Below are 19,699 nucleotides of genomic sequence, written 5' to 3' on the forward strand. Positions count from 1 at the left end.
GCCTAGCCTCCGACATCCGCGCTGATGATGTCGCCGAACAGGTCCCATTTGCCGCCCTTGAACTGCATCATCTTCAGCTGCTCGATCGGGGCGAAGTCGTTGGGACCGGTGTTGACCTTGATGCCGGGGATCAGCGTATCCGGCGCGAAGTCCTTCAGGCTGGCGGCCTGCTTCATGACATTCTCGCGAGTGAGATTGTCGCCGCACTGCTTCAGGGTCTGCACCATCGTCTGCGCCGCGGCATAGCCATAGGCAAGATTGGCGTCGGAGATGTTGGCGCCGGGCATGTACTTGTCGATGAAGGCCATGAACTTCTTCATGCCCTCGTCATCCTTCCACTGCGGATCCGACGGGTCCTTGAGGTAGCCGGCGGAGAGCACGCCCTCGGAGGCGTCAAGGCCGGCTGGCTTCATCACGGCGCCGATCGAGATCGATACGTCGGTCATCAGGTGCATCGGCTTCCAGTCGAGCTCGGCGATCTTCTTGATCGCCTGCGCCGCGAATTTTGGCGTCGCGATGTTGACGAATACATCCGCGCCAGTGCCCTTGACCTTGACGATATGGGCATCGATCGAGGGCTCCGATGTCTCGTAGCTCTCCTCGGCGACGATCATGGTCTTGGCCTTGTCGCCCAGCACCTCCTTGATGCCGAGCAGGTAGTCCTTGCCGAAATCGTCATTGGCATAGAAGATTGCGATCTTCGCGTTCGGCTTCTCCTTGAGAATGTATTTTGCGAAGATCCGGGCCTCGACGCGGTAGCTGGGCTGAAAGCCCATGGTCCAGGGGAATTCCTTCGGCTCATTCCACTTGCTGGCCCCGGTGGCCAGGAACAGCTGCGGTACCTTCTTGGCGTTGTGATATTTCTGCACGGCGGTCTGGGTCGGCGTGCCCAGCGCGTTGAACACCAAGAACACTTCGTCGCTCTCGATCAGCTTGCGGACCTGCTCGACCGTTTTCGGCGGGCTGTAGCCGTCGTCATAGGAGATGAAGTTGATCCGCCGGCCGTTGATGCCGCCCTGATCGTTGATCATCTTGAAATAGGCCTCCTCGGTCTTGCCGATGATGCCGTAGGCCGAGGCCGGGCCGCTATAGGCCTCGACATTGCCGATCTTGATCTCGGTGTCGGTCACCCCGGTGTCGTATTTCTTCTGGGCGAGCGCACTCTGGCTCGCGAGCACGGAGAAGGCGGCCGCGGCCGCGAGAGAGAGCAGAGTCCTGGTCGTCATCGGCAACATTCCCTGGGCTTCCTCTGGTTGGTCTTATGGGTCTTGTTGAGCAGTCATGCACAGCTCTGGCTGGGCATGGGATGGTCAAGACGCCTGCTGGACGAGGTCGACCGCTGACGCCGTCGCAAAGCTCTTGCGCAACGTCGGCTTGTGGATCTTGCCGGTGGCGTTACGCGGCAGCGCGTCGACGAAGCGGACCGTTCGCGGGCATTTGAAGCGGGCGAGATTGGCCTGGCAGTGGGCGTGAATCTCAGCCTCGCTCAACGTGTGCCCCGGCTTCACCGCGATGATCGCCATGCCGGTCTCGCCCCATTGCGGATCGGGGATGCCGATCACGGCGGCCTCGGCCACCGCGCTCAGCTGGTGCAGGACGTTCTCGACCTCGGCCGGATAAACGTTCTCGCCGCCGGAGATGTACATGTCCTTCCAGCGGTCGACGATGTAGTAGAAGCCTTCGTCATCCACGCGCGTGGCATCGCCGGTGTGCAGCCAGCCGTCGGTGAACGAGGACCGGTTGGCGTCCGGCCTGTTCCAGTAGCCCGGTGTCACGTTCGGTCCACGGACCCAGAGCTCACCGAGCTCGCCGACGTCGGCATCCGTCCCGTCGGGGCGGACGATGCGCACTTCGGTATGCAGCACTGGCTTGCCGGCGGAGCCGGCCTTGCGCCCGGCATCCTCGCGGTCGAGCGCGAGCACCGCGGGCGAGGTCTCGGTCATGCCGTAGCCCTGCTGCAGCGCGACGCCGCGCGCCTCCCAGGTGTGGAGCAGCGGGACCGGCATCGGCGCGCCGCCGACGCCACCGATCACCAACCGGCTGAAATCGGCGGTCGCGAACGCCGGATGCTGCGCCATGAACTGATAGATCGCGGGCACGCCGAAGAACACATTGATGCCTCGGGCGGGATCGCTGATCAGCTGCAGCGCCAGTCCGGGATCGAAGGCGCGCATGATCAGCACGGTGCCGCCGACATGCATCACCGGATTGGTGTAGCAGTTGAGCCCGCCGGTGTGGAACAGCGGCAGCACGGTGAGCAGAACCGATGACGGCGTGATATAGGCCGGGCCGCCGAGATTAACGCAATTGTAGAACGTCATCCCGTGGGTGATCATGGCCCCCTTGGGCTGGCCCGTGGTGCCCGACGTGTACATGATGGTCGAGACGTCATCGAGCGTGACCGGCTCGATCGTGGCGAGCGGCTTCGCCGCGGCGATCGCCTGCTCGTAGCTGCCGGTGGCGCCGTAGCGCAGCGTCGTCGCGACACCACACAGCCGGCTGACGCTCTGCGCGGTATCGGCGAGGTCGTCATCATGGATCATGACCTTGGGCGCAGCGTCGCCGACGATGAACTGCAGTTCGGGCACTGTCAGCCGGGTGTTGAGCGGCACGAAGATCGCGCCGACGCGGAAGCAGGCGAACTGCACCTCCAGCGTATCGGTCGCGTTCAGCGCCAGCACCGCGACGCGATCGCCCTTGCCGACGCCGCAGACGTCGCGGAGATGACTGGCGAGGAGCCCGACGCGGGCATCGAACTCCGCATAGGTGAAGCGTCGGTTGCTGCCGAGATCGACCATCGCGGTCTTGGCCGGCGTGCGCCGGGCATGATGCGCAATCCAGTCGTAATACCGTACAGGCACGGGGTTCCCTCCTGGTATCAGGCGATCTGATGCCGCCTTGATCGCGATGCGCTGGTCTTATCTGCGCGTCCCATTGACGAGGGGCGATGCGCGCAAGGCCTTTGGCCCGAGTGGGCCGGTGTGTGCATTGCACTGTCTTGCGTCAAGGCGCTGTTGGCGGGCAACCGACGCGTCCCCGCTGCACGCGATTTCAGCAGTCAGCCACTCGACGCAAGGCGTTACCGCCGCTTCCGGCCATTCTGACGAAGCAGCAACCAGAGCTCCGGCACCGATGACCAAGAGTCCGTTCTACACGGCCGAGCACGAGGCCTTCCGCGACGTGGTCAGGCGATTCGTCGAGAAGGAGATCGCCCCGTTCGCGAGCGCGTGGGACGAGGCCGGTGAGTTCCCGCGCGCGCTGTACGCGAAAGCCGCCGAGATCGGCCTGCTCGGACTCGGCTTTCCGGAGGAGTTCGGCGGTGTCCCGGCCGACCAGTTCATGCACATCGTCGCCTCGCAGGAGCTGGCCCGTGCGGGCGCCGGCGGCGTCAGCGCCAGCCTGATGAGCCATTCGATCGGTGCGCCGCCGATCGCGCGCGCGGCGAGGCCGGAGGTCCGCGCCAGGGTGCTGCCGGAGATCCTTGCGGGACGGAAAATCTCGGCGCTCGCGATCACCGAGCCGAGTGGCGGCTCGGATGTCGCCAATCTCCGGACCAAGGCCGTCCGCGATGGCGATCATTATGTCGTCAGCGGCGAGAAGACCTTCATCACCTCGGGCATGCGCGCGGACTATATCACCGTCGCGGTGCGCACCGGCGGCCCAGGGCCGTCCGGGGTGAGCCTGCTGCTCGTTCCTGGCGACGCGCCCGGGCTGACGCGCACCAAGCTGAACAAGATGGGCTGGTGGGCGTCGGATACGGCCACCCTGCATTTCGACGGCTGCCGGGTGCCGATCGAGAACCTGATCGGCGAGGAAGGGCAGGGCTTCAAGCTGATCATGCACAATTTCAACAGCGAGCGGATGGGCATGGCGGCGAGCTGCACGGCGTTCGCCCGCGTCTGCCTGGAGGATGCGATCGCCTATGCCAAGGAGCGGCACACCTTCGGCAAGCCCTTGGCGCAGCACCAGGTCATCCGGCACAAGCTGGTCGACATGGCGCAGCGCGTCGCGGCCTCGCAGGCGATGCTGGAGATGCTGGCGTGGCGGCTCGAACAGGGCGATAATCCCGTTGCCGAGATCTGTATGATGAAGAACCAGGCGACGCAGACCATGGCCTGTTGCGCTTCCGAGGCGGTGCAGATCTTCGGCGGCGCCGGCTTCATGCGCGGCATTCGCGTGGAACGCATCTACCGCGAGGTCAAGGTCAACGCGATCGGCGGCGGCACCGAGGAGATCATGAAGGACCTGGCCAGCCGCCAGATGGGATTGTGACGATCCTGCTTCGAATGCCTATGGAGCTGGTCGGGCCGGTTGTCACTATGCGGCCGTCCTTCGAGACGCCCGACTGCGGCGGGCTCCTCAGGACGAGGACTTTTGTTGCGGCGACACGGACGAAGGATCCTCATGGTGAGGAGCACCGCGTCCGGGCCGCAGCGTCATGAACGAGTGTTGAGCGCGGAGCGTCCCGAACCATGAGGCCCCGATGCATCTTGGTGTCTGCCGCCGCGCCCAGAAATGACGAGAGGAATTGAGATGCTCTTCACCGCCGACCACGACGAACCGCGCCGCATCCTGCAGAAGTTCATCGCTGCCGAGATCAACCCTCACGTCGACGAATGGGAGGCGGCCGGCATCTTCCCCGCGCATGAGCTGTTCAAGAAGCTTGGCAGCCTCGGCTTTCTTGGCCTCAACAAGCCGGTCGAATTCGGCGGCCAGGGGCTGGACTATTCCTACGCGCTGATGATGGCCGAGGAGCTTGGCGCGATCACTTGCGGCGGCGTGCCGATGGCGATCGGGGTGCAGACCGACATGGCGACGCCGGCGCTGGCGCGCTTCGGCTCGGATGAGCTGCGGCGCGAATTCCTGGCGCCCGCGGTTTCCGGCGATGCGGTGGTCTGCCTCGGCGTGTCGGAGACCGGTGCGGGCTCGGACGTCGCCTCGATCAAGACCACGGCCCGCTCCGACGGCGATGACTATGTCATCAACGGGGGCAAGATGTGGACCACCAATGGCACCCAGGCCGACTGGATGTGCCTGCTCGCCAACACCGGCGACGGACCGGTCCATCGCAACAAGTCGCTGATCATCGTTCCGATGAAGACCAAGGGCGTGCAGATCGCCCGCAAGCTCGACAAGCTCGGCATGCATTCGTCCGACACCGCGCAGATCTTCTTCGACAATGTGCGCGTGCCCAAGCGCAACCTGGTCGGCGAGGAGGGACAGGGGTTCACCTACCAGATGCTGCAGTTCCAGGAGGAGCGGCTGTGGGGCGCGGCGGCCTGCCTGAAGTCGCACGAATACATCATCGCGAAGACGATCGAATACACCCGCGAGCGCAAGGTGTTCGGCCGCAGCGTGCTCGACAACCAGGTGGTCCATTTCAAGCTCGCGGAGATGCAGACCGAGGTCGAGCTGTTGCGCGCGCTGATCTATCGGGCCGCCGAAGCGCTGATCGCCGGCGAGGACGTCACCCGGCTCGCAACCATGGCCAAGCTCAAGGCTGGCCGCCTTGGTCGCGAGCTGACCGATGCCTGCCTGCAATATTGGGGCGGCATGGGCTTCATGAACGAGACGCCGGTCAGCCGCGCCTATCGCGACGCCCGGCTGACCTCGATCGGCGGCGGTGCCGACGAGGTGATGCTGACGATCCTGTGCAAGATGATGGGCACCTTGCCCGGCACCGGCAAAGCGGGGAACGCCTGATGATCACGCTGTATCATTGCGACGGCGCCCGCTCGTTCCGCCCGCTGTGGATGCTGGAGGAGCTCGGGCTCGCCTATGAATTGAAGATGCTGCCGTTCCCGCCGCGGGTGCTGGCCAAGGACTATCTCGCCATCAATCCGCTCGGGACGATCCCGTTTCTGATCGACGGCGAGACCAGGATGACGGAGTCCTCCGGCATCTGCCACTATCTCGGCATCAAGCATGGCCCGACGCCGCTGATGGTCGGACCTGAGGAGAAGGACTACGGCACGTTCCTGAACTGGATGTATTTCTCCGACGCGACGCTCACGTTCCCGCAGACGCTGGTGCTGAGATACGGTCAGCTCGAGCCGGATGAGCGACGCTCGCCGCAGGTGGCGGGCGATTATGCCAAATGGTTTCTGGGCCGGCTGCGCGCGGTCGAGGCAGCGACGCGGACTGCCGAGTTCTTGAGCGCCGGCCGTTTCACCGCAGCCGACATCGTGATCGGCTACGCGTTGCGCCTCGCCGAGACGATCGGGCTGTCGAAGGACTTCGGTCCGAATGTGGCCGGCTATTGGGCGCGGCTGCAGCAGCGCGATGGCTATCTGCGGGCCCGTACAGCCGAGCAGCGCGCCGGCGTGGAGCAGGGCATCACGCCGCGCGTCCGGCCATGACCAGTATCGCTCATAGCGACGATTAACCGCGACAAAAATCGGCGGTGACAGCCGATGACAGCGGCGCGAATTGCGCTATGGTCCTCCACCAAAGAAGCGGCCAACAGAGCCGCGCCTCAGGAGGAAGACCATGGATGTGACCCGCCGGGACTCCGGCCATCTCATGCTGATCACGCCCGAGCGCGTCTTCTACGCCGGGCTGCTCGGCCGTCCGCGCCAGCGCTGCTCGGGTGCGTTCCACATTTACGTCGCGCTTACCGGCAGCCTCCGGCTGCTGCCCGAGGGGGGCGAGGAGCGCTGCGGCGAGCTGCTGGTCGTGCCGCCCAACAAGCAGCATACGATCGAGAGCGATTATCGCACCGTGATCGTCGTGACGATCGAGCCGGAAAGCGTGCCGATCGGCACGCTGGATCGTTTCGCCAGCAAAGTTACGCGCGAGGCGGAGGCCTATGGCTGCCGCATCCGCGCCGCCTATGAGGAGCTGGTGCAGCGGCCGCTGAGCGGCGACGTCACCAGCGCGATCTTCGATCGGCTGTGCTTCGGCGAGGTGTTGCCGCAGCGTTCGCTCGACCCGCGCGTGGTCAAGGCGATCGGCCTGATCAGCCGTTTCTCCGGCGAGCCAGCCACCGCCGAGAGCTGCGCGGCGGCGGTCGGGCTGTCGACCTCGCGTTTCCTGCATCTGTTCAAGGAGGAGACCGACATCTCCTTCCGCTCGTTCCGGGCCTGGAAACGCGCGCGGCATCTGCTGAACTACGCCAACCAGGATCTCAACCTCGCACATCTTGCGCAGGACATCGGCTATCCCGATTCGACCCATTTCAGCCATTCGATCCGCCGCTTCTATGGCCTGAAGCCGCGCGCGATCTTCTCTGGCTCGCGCGATCTCGCGATTTACCGCGCCGGCGAGGCGGCCTTGACCTGATCGGGTCTCGCGGCGCGCCGCGTGAGGGCGGCGCGCAGCGGGAACTTCGACAGTTCGAGCACGATCAGCGTCGCGATGGCGGCGCCTGCCGTCAGCATCAGATCGTCGGCGTGCAGCGGGCCGAACCGGAACAGCGCCGTTGCGGCGGGCAGCGTCAGGCTGGTCGCGAGCACGGCGATGACGAAGCCGATCACCAGCAGCAGCACCCGATTCGGCCGCAGCAGCGCGTCGCGCAGCGAGCTCGAGAACGAGCGGTTGACGAAGATCAGGCTGACGATCACCGACACCAGCACGAAGAACACCAAGGCGCGGATCTCGTCGGCGGGCATGCCGGCCCGGCTCGCCAGCAGCAGCACGGCTCCGGTCACCCCCATCGCCAGGATGCCCTGCAGCGCGCCCCACAGCACCAGCGGGCGCGGCAGCAGCGGCTCCTGCGGATCGCGCGGCGGCCGCCGCATGATGTCGCTTTCCTCGGTCTCGGCCTCGAACACCAGCGAGCAGACGGGATCGATGATCATCTCGAGAAAGGCGATGTGCACCGGGCCGAGCAGCAATGGCAGGCCGGTCACGAGCGGCAGCAGCGCCAGCCCGGCGATCGGGAAATGCACCGCAAGAATGAAGCTCATCGCCTTGCGCAGATTGTCGTAGATCCGCCGGCCCAGCTGGACCGCCTTGACGATCGAGCCGAAATCGTCGTCGAGCAGCACGATCGCGGCGGCCTCGCGCGCGACATCGGTGCCGCGCCCGCCCATCGCGATGCCGATATGGGCGGCCTTCAGCGACGGCGCATCGTTGACGCCGTCGCCGGTCATCGCGACGATCTCGCCATCGGCCTTGAGCGCCGAGACGATGCGCAGCTTCTGCTCCGGCATGATGCGCGCAAACGCCGTCGGCCGGCGCGCCGCCTGCGCCAGCGTCTCGTCGTCGAGCGCCGACAGCTCGGCGCCGGTGATGACGCGCTCAGGATCGAGCCCGGCCTGCCGCGCGATCGCCGCCGCCGTGGCCGGATAATCGCCGGTGATCATGATGATTCGAATGCCGGCGGAGCGGCATTGCGCGACGGCATCGGCGACCTCCGGCCGCAGCGGATCGGCGAAGCCGACCAGGCCGCAGAAGCTGTACGTGAAGCCCTGCTGGGTGTCCGGCAGCGCCTCGTCGCGCCAGCTCGCTTCGGCGACGCCGAGCACGCGCAGTCCTTCGGCGGCGAGGGTCTCGACACGCGCCTGCAGCGCCTCCAGCGCGGCGCCGCCGAGACCGCAGAGCGTCGCGATCGCCTCCGGCGCGCCCTTGGCGGCGACGACCGTCGCGCCGTCGCGCGACCAGACATTGGTCATGGCGAGCAGATCCGGACGCAGGCCGTAACGCCGTTGCAGGGTGGCGCCGACGATCGCTTCGGTGTCGAGCGCCTGCAGGGCGCGCTCCATCGGATCATGCGATTGCGGGTCGCAGGCGAGCACGGCGGTGGCGACGAGATCGCGGAACGCCGCCGTCACCGCCTCCGGCGTTGCACCGGCGGGGTGCAGACCCTCGCCGTCGGGACGCACCAGCCGCGCCACCATCATGCGGTTCTGCGTCAGGGTGCCGGTCTTGTCGGTGCACAGCACGGTCGCTGCCCCGAGCGATTCGATCGCCGCGGCGCGCCGCGTCAGTACCCGCGCCTGCGAGATCCGCCAGGCGCCCATCGCGAGGAACACGGTGAGCACGACCGGGAACTCCTCGGGCAGCATCGACATGCCCAAGGCGATGCCGGCCAGAATTCCCTCCAGCCAGCCGCCGCGATAGAGCGCATAGAGCACGACCGTGATCGCCACCACGATGCCGCCGCCGATCGCGAACGCCATGACGAGACGTCGCGTCTGCTGCCGCAGGCGCGGCGTCTCGGTCTCCAGCGTGCTGACCGACTGGCCGATCCTGCCGATCGCCGTGCGCGGTCCCGTGGCGATCACCTCGGCAATGCCGCCGCCGCGCACCACGAGGCTGCCCGAGAACACGAAGGGCTGATCGTCGCCGCCAGCCGTTGCGGCCACGTCGATCGCGGCGTCAGCGGCCGGCCGTTTGCGGACCGGCACGGACTCGCCGGTCAGCAGCGATTCATCCGTTAGCAGATCGTCACATTGCCGCAGCACCGCGTCGGCCGCGACGCGGTCGCCCTCCGCGAGCACGATGACATCGCCGCGCACCACCTCGCGCCCGGCGATGCGGCTGCGTTCGCCGTCGCGGATCACCAGCGCGCGCGGGCTGGACAGGTCGCGCAGCGCTTCCAGCACCCGCTCGGTGCGTGCCTCCTGCACGATGGTGATGGCGACCGAGGCCGAGGCGAACACGCCGAGGAGCAGCGCCTCGGCCAGATCGCCCAGCGCGAGATAGATCCCGGCGCCCGCCAACAGCAGCAGCAGCATCGGTTCCTGCAGCACATCGGCGATCAGCCGGACGATCGAGCGCGCGCCGGCCTGCGGCAGCTCGTTGAAGCCCTCCGCCTGCAGCCGCCGCGCCGCTTCGGCGGCGCTCAGGCCAAGCGAGGCGGCTGGCGCTGGTTGTGTATCGATCGGCATTGCACGTCCTGTGATGAAGGAGCAGGAACCGCTTATCGCTGATCCCGGCTGCCGGCTTGATGCAGAGCAATACCGGGTTGCGGTGCTTCCAACCAGCGAGTCAACGCAAGCAGATTTGGCCTGGACATCATCATATGTGACCCGGATCAGCATCGCGCTGCGACGTGCAGCCTATCGAACGAGTGCCATGAGCAACAAAGCCGTCATCACCTGCGCGCTGAACGGCGTGCTCACCGATCCCCGGCAGCATCACGTGCCGGTCACGCCCGAGGAGATGGCGCGCGAGGCGCGCCGCGCCTTCGACGCCGGCGCTGCGATCATGCACATCCATCTGCGCCAGCAGGCGCCGGGCAAGGGTCATCTGCCGTCATGGGAGGTGAGTGTCTCCCGCGAGATTCAGCAGGCGATCCGCGAGGCCTGTCCGGGCGTGATCATCAACCACACCTCGGGCGTGTCGGGCCCGAACTATCAGGGTGCGCTCGATTGCATCCGGGAGACGCGGCCGGAGATCGCGGCCTGCAATGCAGGCTCGCTGAACTATCTGAAGGTCAAGGCCGACAACAGCTGGGCATGGCCGCCGATGATGTTCGACAACTCGGTCGAGAAGATCGAGGACTATCTCGCCGCAATGAAGGACGCGCACACGATCCCGGAGTTTGAGTGCTTCGATGTCGGCATCGTGCGCTGCGTTGGCATGTACCGCCAGACCGGCATGTATGGCGGGCCGCTGGAATACAATTTCGTGATGGGCGTGGCCTCCGGCATGCCCGCCGATCCCGAGCTGCTGCCGATCCTGCTCAGGCTGAAGCTGCCGGAGGCGCATTGGCAGGTCACCGCGATCGGCCGCGCCGAGATCTGGCCGCTGCATCAGCGCTGCGCCGATCTCGGTGGCCATCTCCGCACCGGCCTGGAGGACACGTTCTATCTCGCCGACGGCACCAAGGTGACCTCGAACGGCCAGCTGATCGAGGCCATCGCCGCCTGCGCGCGGCGCGCGGGCCGCGAGATCGCCAGCCCCGCCGAGGCGCGGCAGATGTTTGGGACAATCAACTGACGCCGGATACTCCGTCATTGCGAGCGCAGCGAAGCAATCCAGAGCTGCGCGTGACGCCCTGGATTGCTTCGCTGCGCTCGCAATGACGCGGATGGAGAGGGACTAGAATGATGACCAATCTCGACGCCACCGGCGGCGTAGCCGGACCCGGCCGCATCGGCCGGGTCGCGATCGGCGATCTCTTGAAGCGCGCGGCGCGGCGCTTTCCGGAGCGCGTCGCGATCACTGACGGCAGCCGCCAGGTCACGTTCACCGAGTTGGAGCGTGACGCCAACCGCTTCGCCAATTACCTCGTCGCCAAGGGGTTGAAGCCGGGTGAGAAGATCGCCACGGTCTGCAACAACTCGATCGAGTTCGTCAAAGCCCTGTTCGGCATCCATCGGGCCGGGCTGGTGTGGGTGCCGATCAATACCATGCTCGGCCCGGCCGACATGGATTATATCCTCGGTCACGCCGAGGTCCGCTTCGCCATCATCGACGACAATCTCCACGCTCAGCCGGAGCGGCGCGCGGCGCTGGAAAAGCGCGGCGCCGAGCTGATCGCGATCGACCTCACCGGCACGGCGAAGGCGGCAGAGCTCGCTAGCTTCAACGAGCTGATCCTGGGCCAGTCCGAGATCGAGCCGGATATCGCGATCAACGATCGTGATCTCGCGATGATCATCTACACCTCCGGCACGACGTCGCGGCCGAAGGGTGCGATGCATTGCCATCTCGCGGTGGTCATGGCGGTCATGAGCAACTGCATCGAGATGCAGCTGTCGCGCGATGACGGCATCACCGGGCAGTTCCCGTTGTTCCATTGCGCCGGCCATGTGCTGCTCTTGAGCTATCTCTCGGTCGGCGGCCGCATGGCGCTGATGCGCGGCTTCGATCCGGTGGCCTGCATGGAGGCCATCGTGCGCGACCGCCTGACCGTGTTCGTTGGCCTGCCGCTGATGTATCAGGCCATCCTCGATCATCCGCGTCGCAAGGAGTTCGACCTCTCGTATCTGCGCACCTGTCTCTATACGATGGCGCCGATGGGCCGGCCGCTGCTGGAGCGTGCGATCAAGGAGCTGTGCCCGAACTTCGTGCTGACCAGCGGCCAGACCGAGATGTATCCGGCGACGACGATGTCGCGGCCGGAGGTCCAGCTTAACCGCTTCGGCAATTATTGGGGCGAGTCGCTGTTCGTCAACGAAACCGCCATCATGGACGATGCCGGCAATCTGCTGCCGCCGGGCGAGATCGGCGAGCTCGTGCATCGCGGACCCAACGTGATGATGGGCTACTACAAGGACCCCCAATCGACCGAGGACGCGCGAAAATTCGGCTGGCACCACACCGGCGATCTCGCGGTGATCGAGAATGGCGAGGTGCTGTTCCTCGACCGCAAGAAGGACATGATCAAGTCCGGCGGCGAGAACGTCGCCTCGGTCAAGATCGAGGAGACCCTCTTGGCGCATCCGGCGGTGCAGAACGCTGCTGTCGTCGGCCTGCCGCATCCGCAATGGGGCGAGGCGGTATCGGCCTTCGTCAAGCTCAAGCCGGGCGCGCAGGCGAGCGAGACTGAACTGCTCGAGCATTGCCGCAAGTCGCTCGGCGGCTTCCAGGTGCCGAAGCTCGTCCGCGTGCTCGCGGAGATGCCGATGACTGCCACCGGCAAGCTGCGCAAGGTCGAGCTGCGCCAGGCCTATGGCGACCATTTCGCGGCGAAGAGCGCGTGAGCCGCTCCACCAACTCCTTCGTCATTCCGGGATGGTCCGAAAGGCCAGGCCCGGAATCCATCACCACGATCGTGAGTATGGAGTCCGGGCTCGCGCTTCCGCCTTCGCTCTTCGAGCTGCGGCCGACAAGCCGCGCGTCCCGGAATGACGATCAATAGCGAGCTTGTTGCTTATGGCCATCATCGACAACACCATCTCTCCCACCGGCGCCGCCTTCCAGGCCAATCGTGACGGCATGCTCGGCCTGATCGGGCGCATGCGTGATCTCGAGGCGCGGACGCGCAATGCCTCCGCTGCGGCGAAAGATCGTTTCCATCAGCGCGGCCAGCTGTTGCCGCGTGAGCGCGTCGCGCTGGTGCTCGATCCCGGCGCGCCGTTCCTGGAGCTGTCGACCCTGGCTGGCTACATGTTCGATGTGCCGGACCCGGCGAAGAGCGTGCCGGGCGGTGGCGTCGTGGCCGGCATCGGCTTCGTCTCCGGCGTGCGCTGCATGGTGTCGGCCAACGACGCCGGCATCGATGCCGGCGCGCTGCAGCCTTACGGCCTCGACAAGACCCTGCGGGTGCAGGAGCTGGCACTGGAGAACAAGCTGCCTTACGTGCAGCTGGTCGAGAGCGCCGGCGCCAATCTGCTGCGCTACCGCGTCGAGGATTTCGTGCGTGGCGGCAACATCTTTCGCAATCTCGCGCGGCTGTCGGCGGCGGGACTGCCGGTCGTGACGGTGACGCACGGCTCCTCCACGGCGGGGGGCGCCTACCAGACCGGTCTGTCCGATTACATCGTCATGGTCCGCGGCCGCACTCGCGCCTTCCTCGCCGGGCCGCCACTCTTGAAGGCCGCGACCGGCGAGATCGCCACCGAGGAGGAACTCGGCGGCGCCGAGATGCACACCTCGGTCTCGGGTCTCGGCGACTACCTCGCCGAGGACGACCGCGACGCTTTGCGCATCGCCCGCGAGATCATGGGCAAGCTGAACTGGGACCGTCCATCGCGTGACGCGACGATGGCGAAGCCGCCGCGCTACGACCAGGAGGAACTGCTCGGCATCATGCCGCTCGACCATAAGCGCCCCGTCGACATGCGCCAGGTCATCGCCAGGATTGTCGACGACAGCGACTTCGTCGAGATGTCTCCGAACTACGGCCCCGCCACGGTGTGCGGCCATGCCCGCATCGAGGGCCAGGCGATCGGCATCGTCACCAACAACGGCCCGCTCGATCCCGCCGGCGCCAACAAGGCGACGCATTTCATCCAGGCCTGCTGTCAGACCCGGACACCGATCCTTTATCTCAACAACACCACCGGCTACATCGTCGGCCGCGCCTATGAGGAGGCCGGCATGATCAAGCACGGCTCCAAGATGATCCAGGCGGTGACTTCGGCGACGGTGCCGCAGATCACGATCTATTGCGGCGCCTCGTTCGGTGCCGGCAATTACGGCATGTGCGGCCGCGGCTTCCATCCGCGCTTCTGCTTCTCCTGGCCGAATGCCAAGACCGCCGTGATGGGCGGCGAGCAGGCGGCCGAGACGATGGCGATCGTGACGGAAGCGGCCGCGGCGCGCCGCGGCAAGCCGGTCGAGCGCGAGAAGCTCGACGCCATGAAGGCGCAGATCGTCAGCGTGTTCGACAGCCAGATGGACGTGTTCGCGACCTCCGCCCGCGTGCTCGACGATGGCGTGATCGATCCGCGCGACACCCGCGCCGTGCTGTCGGAGGTGCTGGCGATCTGCCGCGAGGCTGAGGCGCGTGAGCCGCAGCGCATGCAGTTCTCGGTGGCCAGGCCATGAGTGGAGAGGTGAAGGCGATGTCGCGCAGGCCGTTCCACAAGGTGCTGATCGCCAATCGCGGCGAGATCGCGCTGCGCGTCATGCGCACCGCGCGGCGGCTCGGCCATGGCGTGGTGGCGGTGTATTCCGATGCGGATCAAGACGCACCGCATGTGCGGCTCGCCGACCAGGCCGTCCGCATCGGCGCGCCGCCGCCGGCGCAATCCTATCTGAACATCGCTGCGATCATCGCGGCGGCAAAGGCCACCGGCGCCGATGCCGTGCATCCCGGCTATGGCTTCCTCGCCGAGAACGAGGATTTTGCGCAGGCGTGCACGGATGCGGGCCTCGTGTTCATCGGGCCATCGCCTGACGCGATCGCCGCGATGGGCAACAAGGCCGGCGCCAAGGACATCATGCTGCGCGCCGGCGTGCCCTGCGTGCCCGGCTATCAAGGTGAGGACCAGAACGACGAGGCGATGCTGCGCGAAGCGCGCCGCATCGGTTTCCCCGTGATGATCAAGGCGGTCGCCGGTGGCGGTGGACGCGGCATGCGGCTGGTGAGCGATGCAGATGCGTTCTTGGACATGCTGCGCAGCGCGCGCTCGGAGGCGGCTGCGGCCTTCGGTGACGGCACCGTCATCCTGGAGAAGGCGATCGCCAATCCGCGCCACATCGAGATCCAGGTGTTTGGTGACAGCCATGGCAACGCCGTCCATCTCGGCGAGCGCGACTGCTCGGTGCAGCGCCGGCATCAGAAACTGATCGAGGAGGCGCCGTCGCCCGCCGTCGGTCCCGAGCTGCGCGCGCGCATGGGCGCGGTGGCGGTACAGGCCGTGAAGGCGCTCGCCTATGAGGGCGCCGGCACGCTGGAATTCCTGCTCGATGGTGACGGCCAATTCTACTTCATGGAGATGAACACGCGCCTGCAGGTCGAGCACCCCGTGACCGAGGCGCTGACCGGCCTCGACCTCGTGGAATGGCAGCTGCGTGTTGCCGCCGGCGAGCCGTTGCCGCTCCGTCAGGAGCAGATCAGGCTCGAGGGCCACGCCATCGAGGTGCGGCTGTGCTCGGAGGATGCCGCGCAGGACTTCATGCCGAAATCCGGACGGATGGCGTTGTGGCAGATGCCGGAGGAAATCCGCGTCGAACATGCGCTGGAATCAGGTGCGGAGATCCCGCCATATTATGATTCGATGATCGCCAAGCTGATCAGTCATGGCGCGTCTCGCGAGGAGGCGCGGGCGCGGCTGATGGTCGGACTTGAGCAGGCGGCGGCGCTCGGCGTCACCACGAACCAGACTTTCTTGCTGTCATGCCTGCGTCATCCGGCGTTCGTTGCCGGCAAGGCGACCACCGCGTTCATCGCGGCGCACGGCGATGATTTGAACGCGCCGGCCGTCGCTGCGGCTGACGTTGCGCTGGCTACACTCGTGCTCTCCGTCAGCCATCCACTTGCGCATCCCGTCGGCGGTGGCCGCTCGCTGGCCGCAAGCTTCGCGACGCCGTTGCGTTTCGAGATCGGTGGCGCGGTTCGTGACGCTGAGTTGTTGCGTGAGCGCGATGGCAGCTATCGCGTGACGTGTGACGGGACCGAACATGGCTGCGAGGTCATCTCGTTGTCCGGCGATATGATTCGCGTTCGTCGCGGCGACATCACCGAGAGCGCGCGCTTCGTGCGTGACGGCGATCAGCTGTTCGTGCAACATCGCGGTCAGACGCTGGCCCTCCGCGACCTCACGCTGGCTGCACCGCAATCCTCCGCAGCCGCCGGTGGCGACGGCAAGGTGCGCGCCGCCTTGAACGGGCGCGTGGTGGCGGTGCTGGTCAAGCTCGGTGATCGCGTCGCGGTGGGGCAGCCGGTCATCACGTTGGAAGCCATGAAGATGGAGCACGTCCACGCCGCCGGCCTCGCCGGAACGGTGACCGCGATCGAGGTTGCCGAGGGCGATCAGGTGACGACGGGCCGGATCGTGGTGGAGATCGCGGCGTGAGCATTGAACGGGCTTATTTGTAAGGCAACTGCCCTACCCAGAATCGCTCTGGCGCAGGCCTTGCTTCCGTTGCCAGCGCGGTACCGGCCAGTCTCACTGGTGCAATTGCCGCTTCAACGTCGCCACCAGCCGGGCGGTCTGGAACGGCTTCGAGAGCAGCGGCGCGGTGGCGAATTCTTCCGGACATTGGTCGACGGCATAGCCGGTCACGGCGACGAAGGGCACACCGGCGGCGATCAAGGCGCGGGCGATCGGTGCCGAGGTCTCCTGGCCGAGATTGACGTCGAGCACGGCGAGATCGCAACGCTGTCGCTCCAGGAGATGCAGCGCCTTCGCGACCGTCGGCGCGACACCAACGACGTTGAAGCCTGCTTCCTCCAGCTCGACGGAGAGATCGAAGCCGATCATGGGATCGTCCTCGACGATCAGGACATTGATCTTGTCAGCGACGGGCATGGATGCTGCCGCGGCTGAGGCGTTGCAGGGGGCATCTCAGGTGCCAGCGCAGTCCGGCGGGCGCGAAATCGACATCGACCATCCCATCCAGCCCGGCCCGGACCATGTCGGAGATCACGCGGCTTCCGAAGCCGCTATGTGTCGGCGGCGAAACCGCGGGGCCGCCGCTTTCGCGCCAAATCATCTCCAAGTCGTCGCCGTCGCGGACCCAGCGGAGCGTGACATGTCCGTCGTCATTGGACAGCGCGCCATATTTGGCGGCGTTGGTCGCGAGCTCGTGCACCGCCATGCCGATCGCCTGCGCCGCTTCCGGCGTCAACTCGATCTCCGGGCCGTCGATCGCGATGCGGTTGCCGACCAGGTCGCTGAACGCGCCGAGCTGGGAACGGACCAGGCCGCCGAGCGGAATGAAGCGCCAGTCGTTCTGGATCAGGAGATCCTGATTGCTCGCGATCGCCTGCAGGCGCTGCAGGAAGCGTTCGAGATCGAGCGGCCGGCCTCGGCGTGTCATCTGCCGGGCGATGGCCTGCACCAGCGACAGCAGGTTCTTGCTGCGATGATTGACCTCGGCGAGCAAGGTGCGCAGTTGTTCCCGGGTTTGGCGTTTGTCGGTGATGTCGCGCACGATCTTGGACGCGCCGATGATGCGGCCATGGGAGTCGCGGACCGGCGAGACCGTCACCGACACGTCGATCAACGCGCCGTCCTTGCGCAGGCGGATCGTCTCGAAATTGTCGATGATCTCGCCGGAGACCACGGTGGCGAGGATGCGGTCCTCCTCGGCCTGGCGCTCCAGCGGGATGATGGTGCGGATCGAGCGGTTGATCATCTCCTCTTCCGAGAAGCCGAAGATGCGCTCGGCGCTCTTGTTCCAGCTGGTGATGGTGCCGTCCAGGGTCTTGCTGACGACGCCGTCGGACGACGAGGCGACGATGGCGGCCAGCATGGCGGCGCCGCGTTCGGCCTTCTTGGTCAAGGTCACGTCGCGGATGATCGCCGAAATGCCGACCACAGCCGCCTGCGGGTTGCGCACCGGCGAATAGGTGATGGACACCTCGATCGGCCGGCCCTGTTTGCTGAGCAGGACCGTCTCGAAGCTCTCGACCGATTCGCCCGTCGCGATCCGGTCTCGAATGTCGCGCGCCTGCTCGTGCAGTTCAGCGGGAATGATGTCCGCAACGGGCCTGCCGATCATCTCCGTTGCGCTATAGCCAAGCATCCGTTCGCAGGCGGCATTCCAGCTGCGGATGGATCCGTCCGTGGTCGTGCTCAGGATCGCATCGGCCGACGAGGCAACGATCGCGGCGAGATGAGCCGTGTCGTGATCGCTCACATGGGCCATGGGGGAGGCGCCGGGCATTCCGTGCACGTGGCGGGCTCCTTGCTAACGGGACGACGGAGAGGATGCCGCACACCCGATTACCAACTTGTTTGTGTACGAATGCAAGGGCTATCTCGTTCGTTGCTTGTTGTTGGTTTTCCGGCAACGAGGACAGGGAACACGGCCGTGGCCGATAGCGGTCGTTGCGACGTGCTCCAGCCCATCGCGGCGATCACCTGTAACGTCGATCTGACGATTTTGTTCCGCCGAAACCTCCCTGAAAGGTTCGGGAGGTCGCGGCGCCGAGGCGGTCTGCGGCGGCGGCTTTACCCATTCGCAAGCACCAGCGTCGCGCCGGAACTTTGGATTCCGCTCGGCCGAGCGGGCTACCGACGCTTACTGGCCGAGGCTGAGGATGTAGCTCGCGAGATCGGCTGCATCCGCCGCTGTGAGTGGATTGTTAGCCATGGTGGCGTGAGGCAGGAGAAGGAACTGGACCAGTGTTTCCTTCGTCAGGCCCGGCTTGGTCGCAATCGCCACGAATGGCCGGGCGCGGCGGAACTTGGGGGTCTCTGTGCCGACGACATGGCACGCGGCGCACCAGCGCTCCGCGAGCTGACGCCCATGATCGGTGTTCTCCGCCCTCCCGGGAACCGTCGCCATCAGCAGCAGCGCCATGATCGACAACGCGGTGGCTCGACGCACGGGCGGCACTCCTCACAGCGGCTGGTCGTCGTCGGTCGACGGCTGATCCTGCAGCGAGACGATATCGCCGCCGCCGAACTCCTCCTCCGGCGGCGGGTAGACCCACATATGGTCACGCACGTCGCGGACGCCCTGAACGCTCTTGGCCGCCACGATCGCGGTTGCCCGCTCCTGGTCGTTGCGCACCGCACCGGTGAGATGCGCGACGCCGTTGCGGACGACGACATTGAAGCGGCAGTGTTTGCAGGCGGCCTGGTCGAGCGCGTCGAGGATGGCCGTGCGGAGCCCGTCATCGTCGGGGGTGGGGCCCGGCACCGCCGTCGCGAGATCAGCGAGGGTCTGGACGAAGTCGGTATGAGTGACCATGCCGACCAGCTGCTCGCCGCTGACGACCGGCAGGCGCTTGATGCTGCGCTTCTCCATGATCGCGGCGATCTCGGCGAGACTCGCATCGGGGCTGACTGTGACCGCAGGCCGGCTCATGATATCGCCGACGGTGCGGCCATGGGAATGGACGAAATCGGCGCCGATGCGGCCGCGTCCGACCAGGAGGTCGAGCCAGCGGCCCTGCTTCCGCTCGGTGCCGAGCTCGGCCCGACGGAGGAAGTCGCCATCGGTGACCATGCCGACCAGTCGCCCCGCGGCATCGACCACCGGCAGTCCGCCGATGTGATTGCGGAGCATGATCCGCGCCGCCTCGGCCACCGGGGTTCCCGGCGTCACGGTGATGACCGATCTCGTCATGATCTGATGAGCGCGCATGTCGTGATCTCGCGAAAAGGGCTGCTGTCGCAATCGCACAAGCATAGCCCCAGGTGTCGCCGCGCGCTTGACCAGGATCAACGCCGTCCCGGGTGTC

15 protein-coding genes are annotated in these 19,699 nt (G+C 66.2%); 8 read left to right on the top strand and 7 right to left on the bottom strand.

Annotation, left to right across the window (positions count from 1 at the left end):
- Nucleotides 1-2: 2 nt before the first annotated feature.
- Together HL671_RS00325 and HL671_RS00330 are read right to left on the bottom strand one after the other, a co-directional pair.
- The gene (locus HL671_RS00325; RefSeq protein ID WP_172235292.1) at nucleotides 3-1,235 is read right to left on the bottom strand and encodes an ABC transporter substrate-binding protein; all 1,233 of its coding nucleotides are present in this window, start codon (nucleotides 1,233-1,235) and stop codon (nucleotides 3-5) included.
- A 75-nt stretch (nucleotides 1,236-1,310) separates the two neighbouring features.
- The gene (locus HL671_RS00330; RefSeq protein WP_172235293.1) at nucleotides 1,311-2,861 is read right to left on the bottom strand and encodes an acyl-CoA synthetase; all 1,551 of its coding nucleotides are present in this window, start codon (nucleotides 2,859-2,861) and stop codon (nucleotides 1,311-1,313) included.
- 271 nt (nucleotides 2,862-3,132) lie between these two features.
- Here HL671_RS00330 and HL671_RS00335 point away from each other — a divergent pair, with 271 nt between their 5' ends.
- The 4 genes from HL671_RS00335 (at nucleotide 3,133) to HL671_RS00350 (ending at nucleotide 7,281) form a co-directional block, all read left to right on the top strand.
- Complete coding sequence (locus tag HL671_RS00335; protein ID WP_172235294.1) at nucleotides 3,133-4,272, top strand: acyl-CoA dehydrogenase family protein; 1,140 nt, start codon at nucleotides 3,133-3,135, stop codon at nucleotides 4,270-4,272.
- 261 nt (nucleotides 4,273-4,533) lie between these two features.
- Entirely contained in the window at nucleotides 4,534-5,703 is a 1,170-nt protein-coding gene (locus tag HL671_RS00340; protein WP_172235295.1) for an acyl-CoA dehydrogenase family protein, read from the top strand.
- Nucleotides 5,703-6,359, top strand: coding sequence for a glutathione S-transferase family protein (locus HL671_RS00345; protein WP_012040989.1), 657 nt, complete (start codon nucleotides 5,703-5,705; stop codon nucleotides 6,357-6,359). Before HL671_RS00340 ends, HL671_RS00345 begins: the two co-directional genes overlap by 1 nt.
- A gap of 130 nt (nucleotides 6,360-6,489) precedes the next feature.
- A complete protein-coding gene (locus HL671_RS00350) occupies nucleotides 6,490-7,281 on the top strand; it encodes an AraC family transcriptional regulator (protein WP_012040990.1) in 792 nt (263 codons plus the stop codon).
- On the opposite strand, the gene HL671_RS00355 is transcribed toward HL671_RS00350, so the two are convergent.
- Entirely contained in the window at nucleotides 7,251-9,833 is a 2,583-nt protein-coding gene (locus tag HL671_RS00355; RefSeq protein ID WP_012040991.1) for a cation-translocating P-type ATPase, read from the bottom strand. The two genes, HL671_RS00350 and HL671_RS00355, sit on opposite strands and share 31 nt — an antisense overlap.
- Nucleotides 9,834-10,020: 187 nt before the next feature.
- Between HL671_RS00355 and HL671_RS00360 the strand changes: the two genes are divergently transcribed.
- The 4 genes from HL671_RS00360 to HL671_RS00375 all read left to right on the top strand — a co-directional run bounded on the left by HL671_RS00360 (nucleotide 10,021) and on the right by HL671_RS00375 (nucleotide 16,358).
- Nucleotides 10,021-10,887, top strand: a complete 867-nt coding sequence (locus HL671_RS00360) for a beta-keto acid cleavage family enzyme (protein ID WP_172235296.1) — start codon at nucleotides 10,021-10,023, stop codon at nucleotides 10,885-10,887.
- A gap of 110 nt (nucleotides 10,888-10,997) precedes the next feature.
- Nucleotides 10,998-12,596: an AMP-binding protein gene (locus HL671_RS00365; protein WP_172235297.1), complete on the top strand. Its 1,599-nt coding sequence runs from the start codon at nucleotides 10,998-11,000 to the stop codon at nucleotides 12,594-12,596.
- 172 nt (nucleotides 12,597-12,768) lie between these two features.
- Nucleotides 12,769-14,385, top strand: coding sequence for an acyl-CoA carboxylase subunit beta (locus HL671_RS00370; protein ID WP_172235298.1), 1,617 nt, complete (start codon nucleotides 12,769-12,771; stop codon nucleotides 14,383-14,385).
- Nucleotides 14,386-14,402: 17 nt separating this feature from the next.
- Complete coding sequence (locus HL671_RS00375) at nucleotides 14,403-16,358, top strand: acetyl/propionyl/methylcrotonyl-CoA carboxylase subunit alpha (RefSeq protein WP_172235445.1); 1,956 nt, start codon at nucleotides 14,403-14,405, stop codon at nucleotides 16,356-16,358.
- Between the two features lie 93 nt (nucleotides 16,359-16,451).
- Here the strand turns inward: HL671_RS00375 and HL671_RS00380 are convergent, their stop codons facing one another.
- The 4 genes from HL671_RS00380 to HL671_RS00395 form a co-directional block, all read right to left on the bottom strand.
- Nucleotides 16,452-16,814, bottom strand: a complete 363-nt coding sequence (locus HL671_RS00380; RefSeq protein ID WP_083780588.1) for a response regulator — start codon at nucleotides 16,812-16,814, stop codon at nucleotides 16,452-16,454.
- Nucleotides 16,801-18,183: a sensor histidine kinase gene (locus HL671_RS00385; RefSeq protein ID WP_172235299.1), complete on the bottom strand. Its 1,383-nt coding sequence runs from the start codon at nucleotides 18,181-18,183 to the stop codon at nucleotides 16,801-16,803. The genes HL671_RS00380 and HL671_RS00385 overlap by 14 nt, the downstream gene beginning before the upstream one ends.
- Nucleotides 18,184-18,531: 348 nt before the next feature.
- A complete protein-coding gene (locus HL671_RS00390) occupies nucleotides 18,532-18,840 on the bottom strand; it encodes a cytochrome c family protein (protein ID WP_012040998.1) in 309 nt (102 codons plus the stop codon).
- Nucleotides 18,841-18,852: 12 nt separating this feature from the next.
- Complete coding sequence (locus HL671_RS00395) at nucleotides 18,853-19,602, bottom strand: CBS domain-containing protein (protein ID WP_012040999.1); 750 nt, start codon at nucleotides 19,600-19,602, stop codon at nucleotides 18,853-18,855.
- Between the last annotated feature and the right edge of the window lie 97 nt (nucleotides 19,603-19,699).

The sequence above is a fragment of the Bradyrhizobium denitrificans genome (genome assembly GCF_013179005.1).
In the GTDB taxonomy this organism is placed as follows: Bacteria; Pseudomonadota; Alphaproteobacteria; order Rhizobiales; family Xanthobacteraceae; genus Bradyrhizobium; species Bradyrhizobium denitrificans.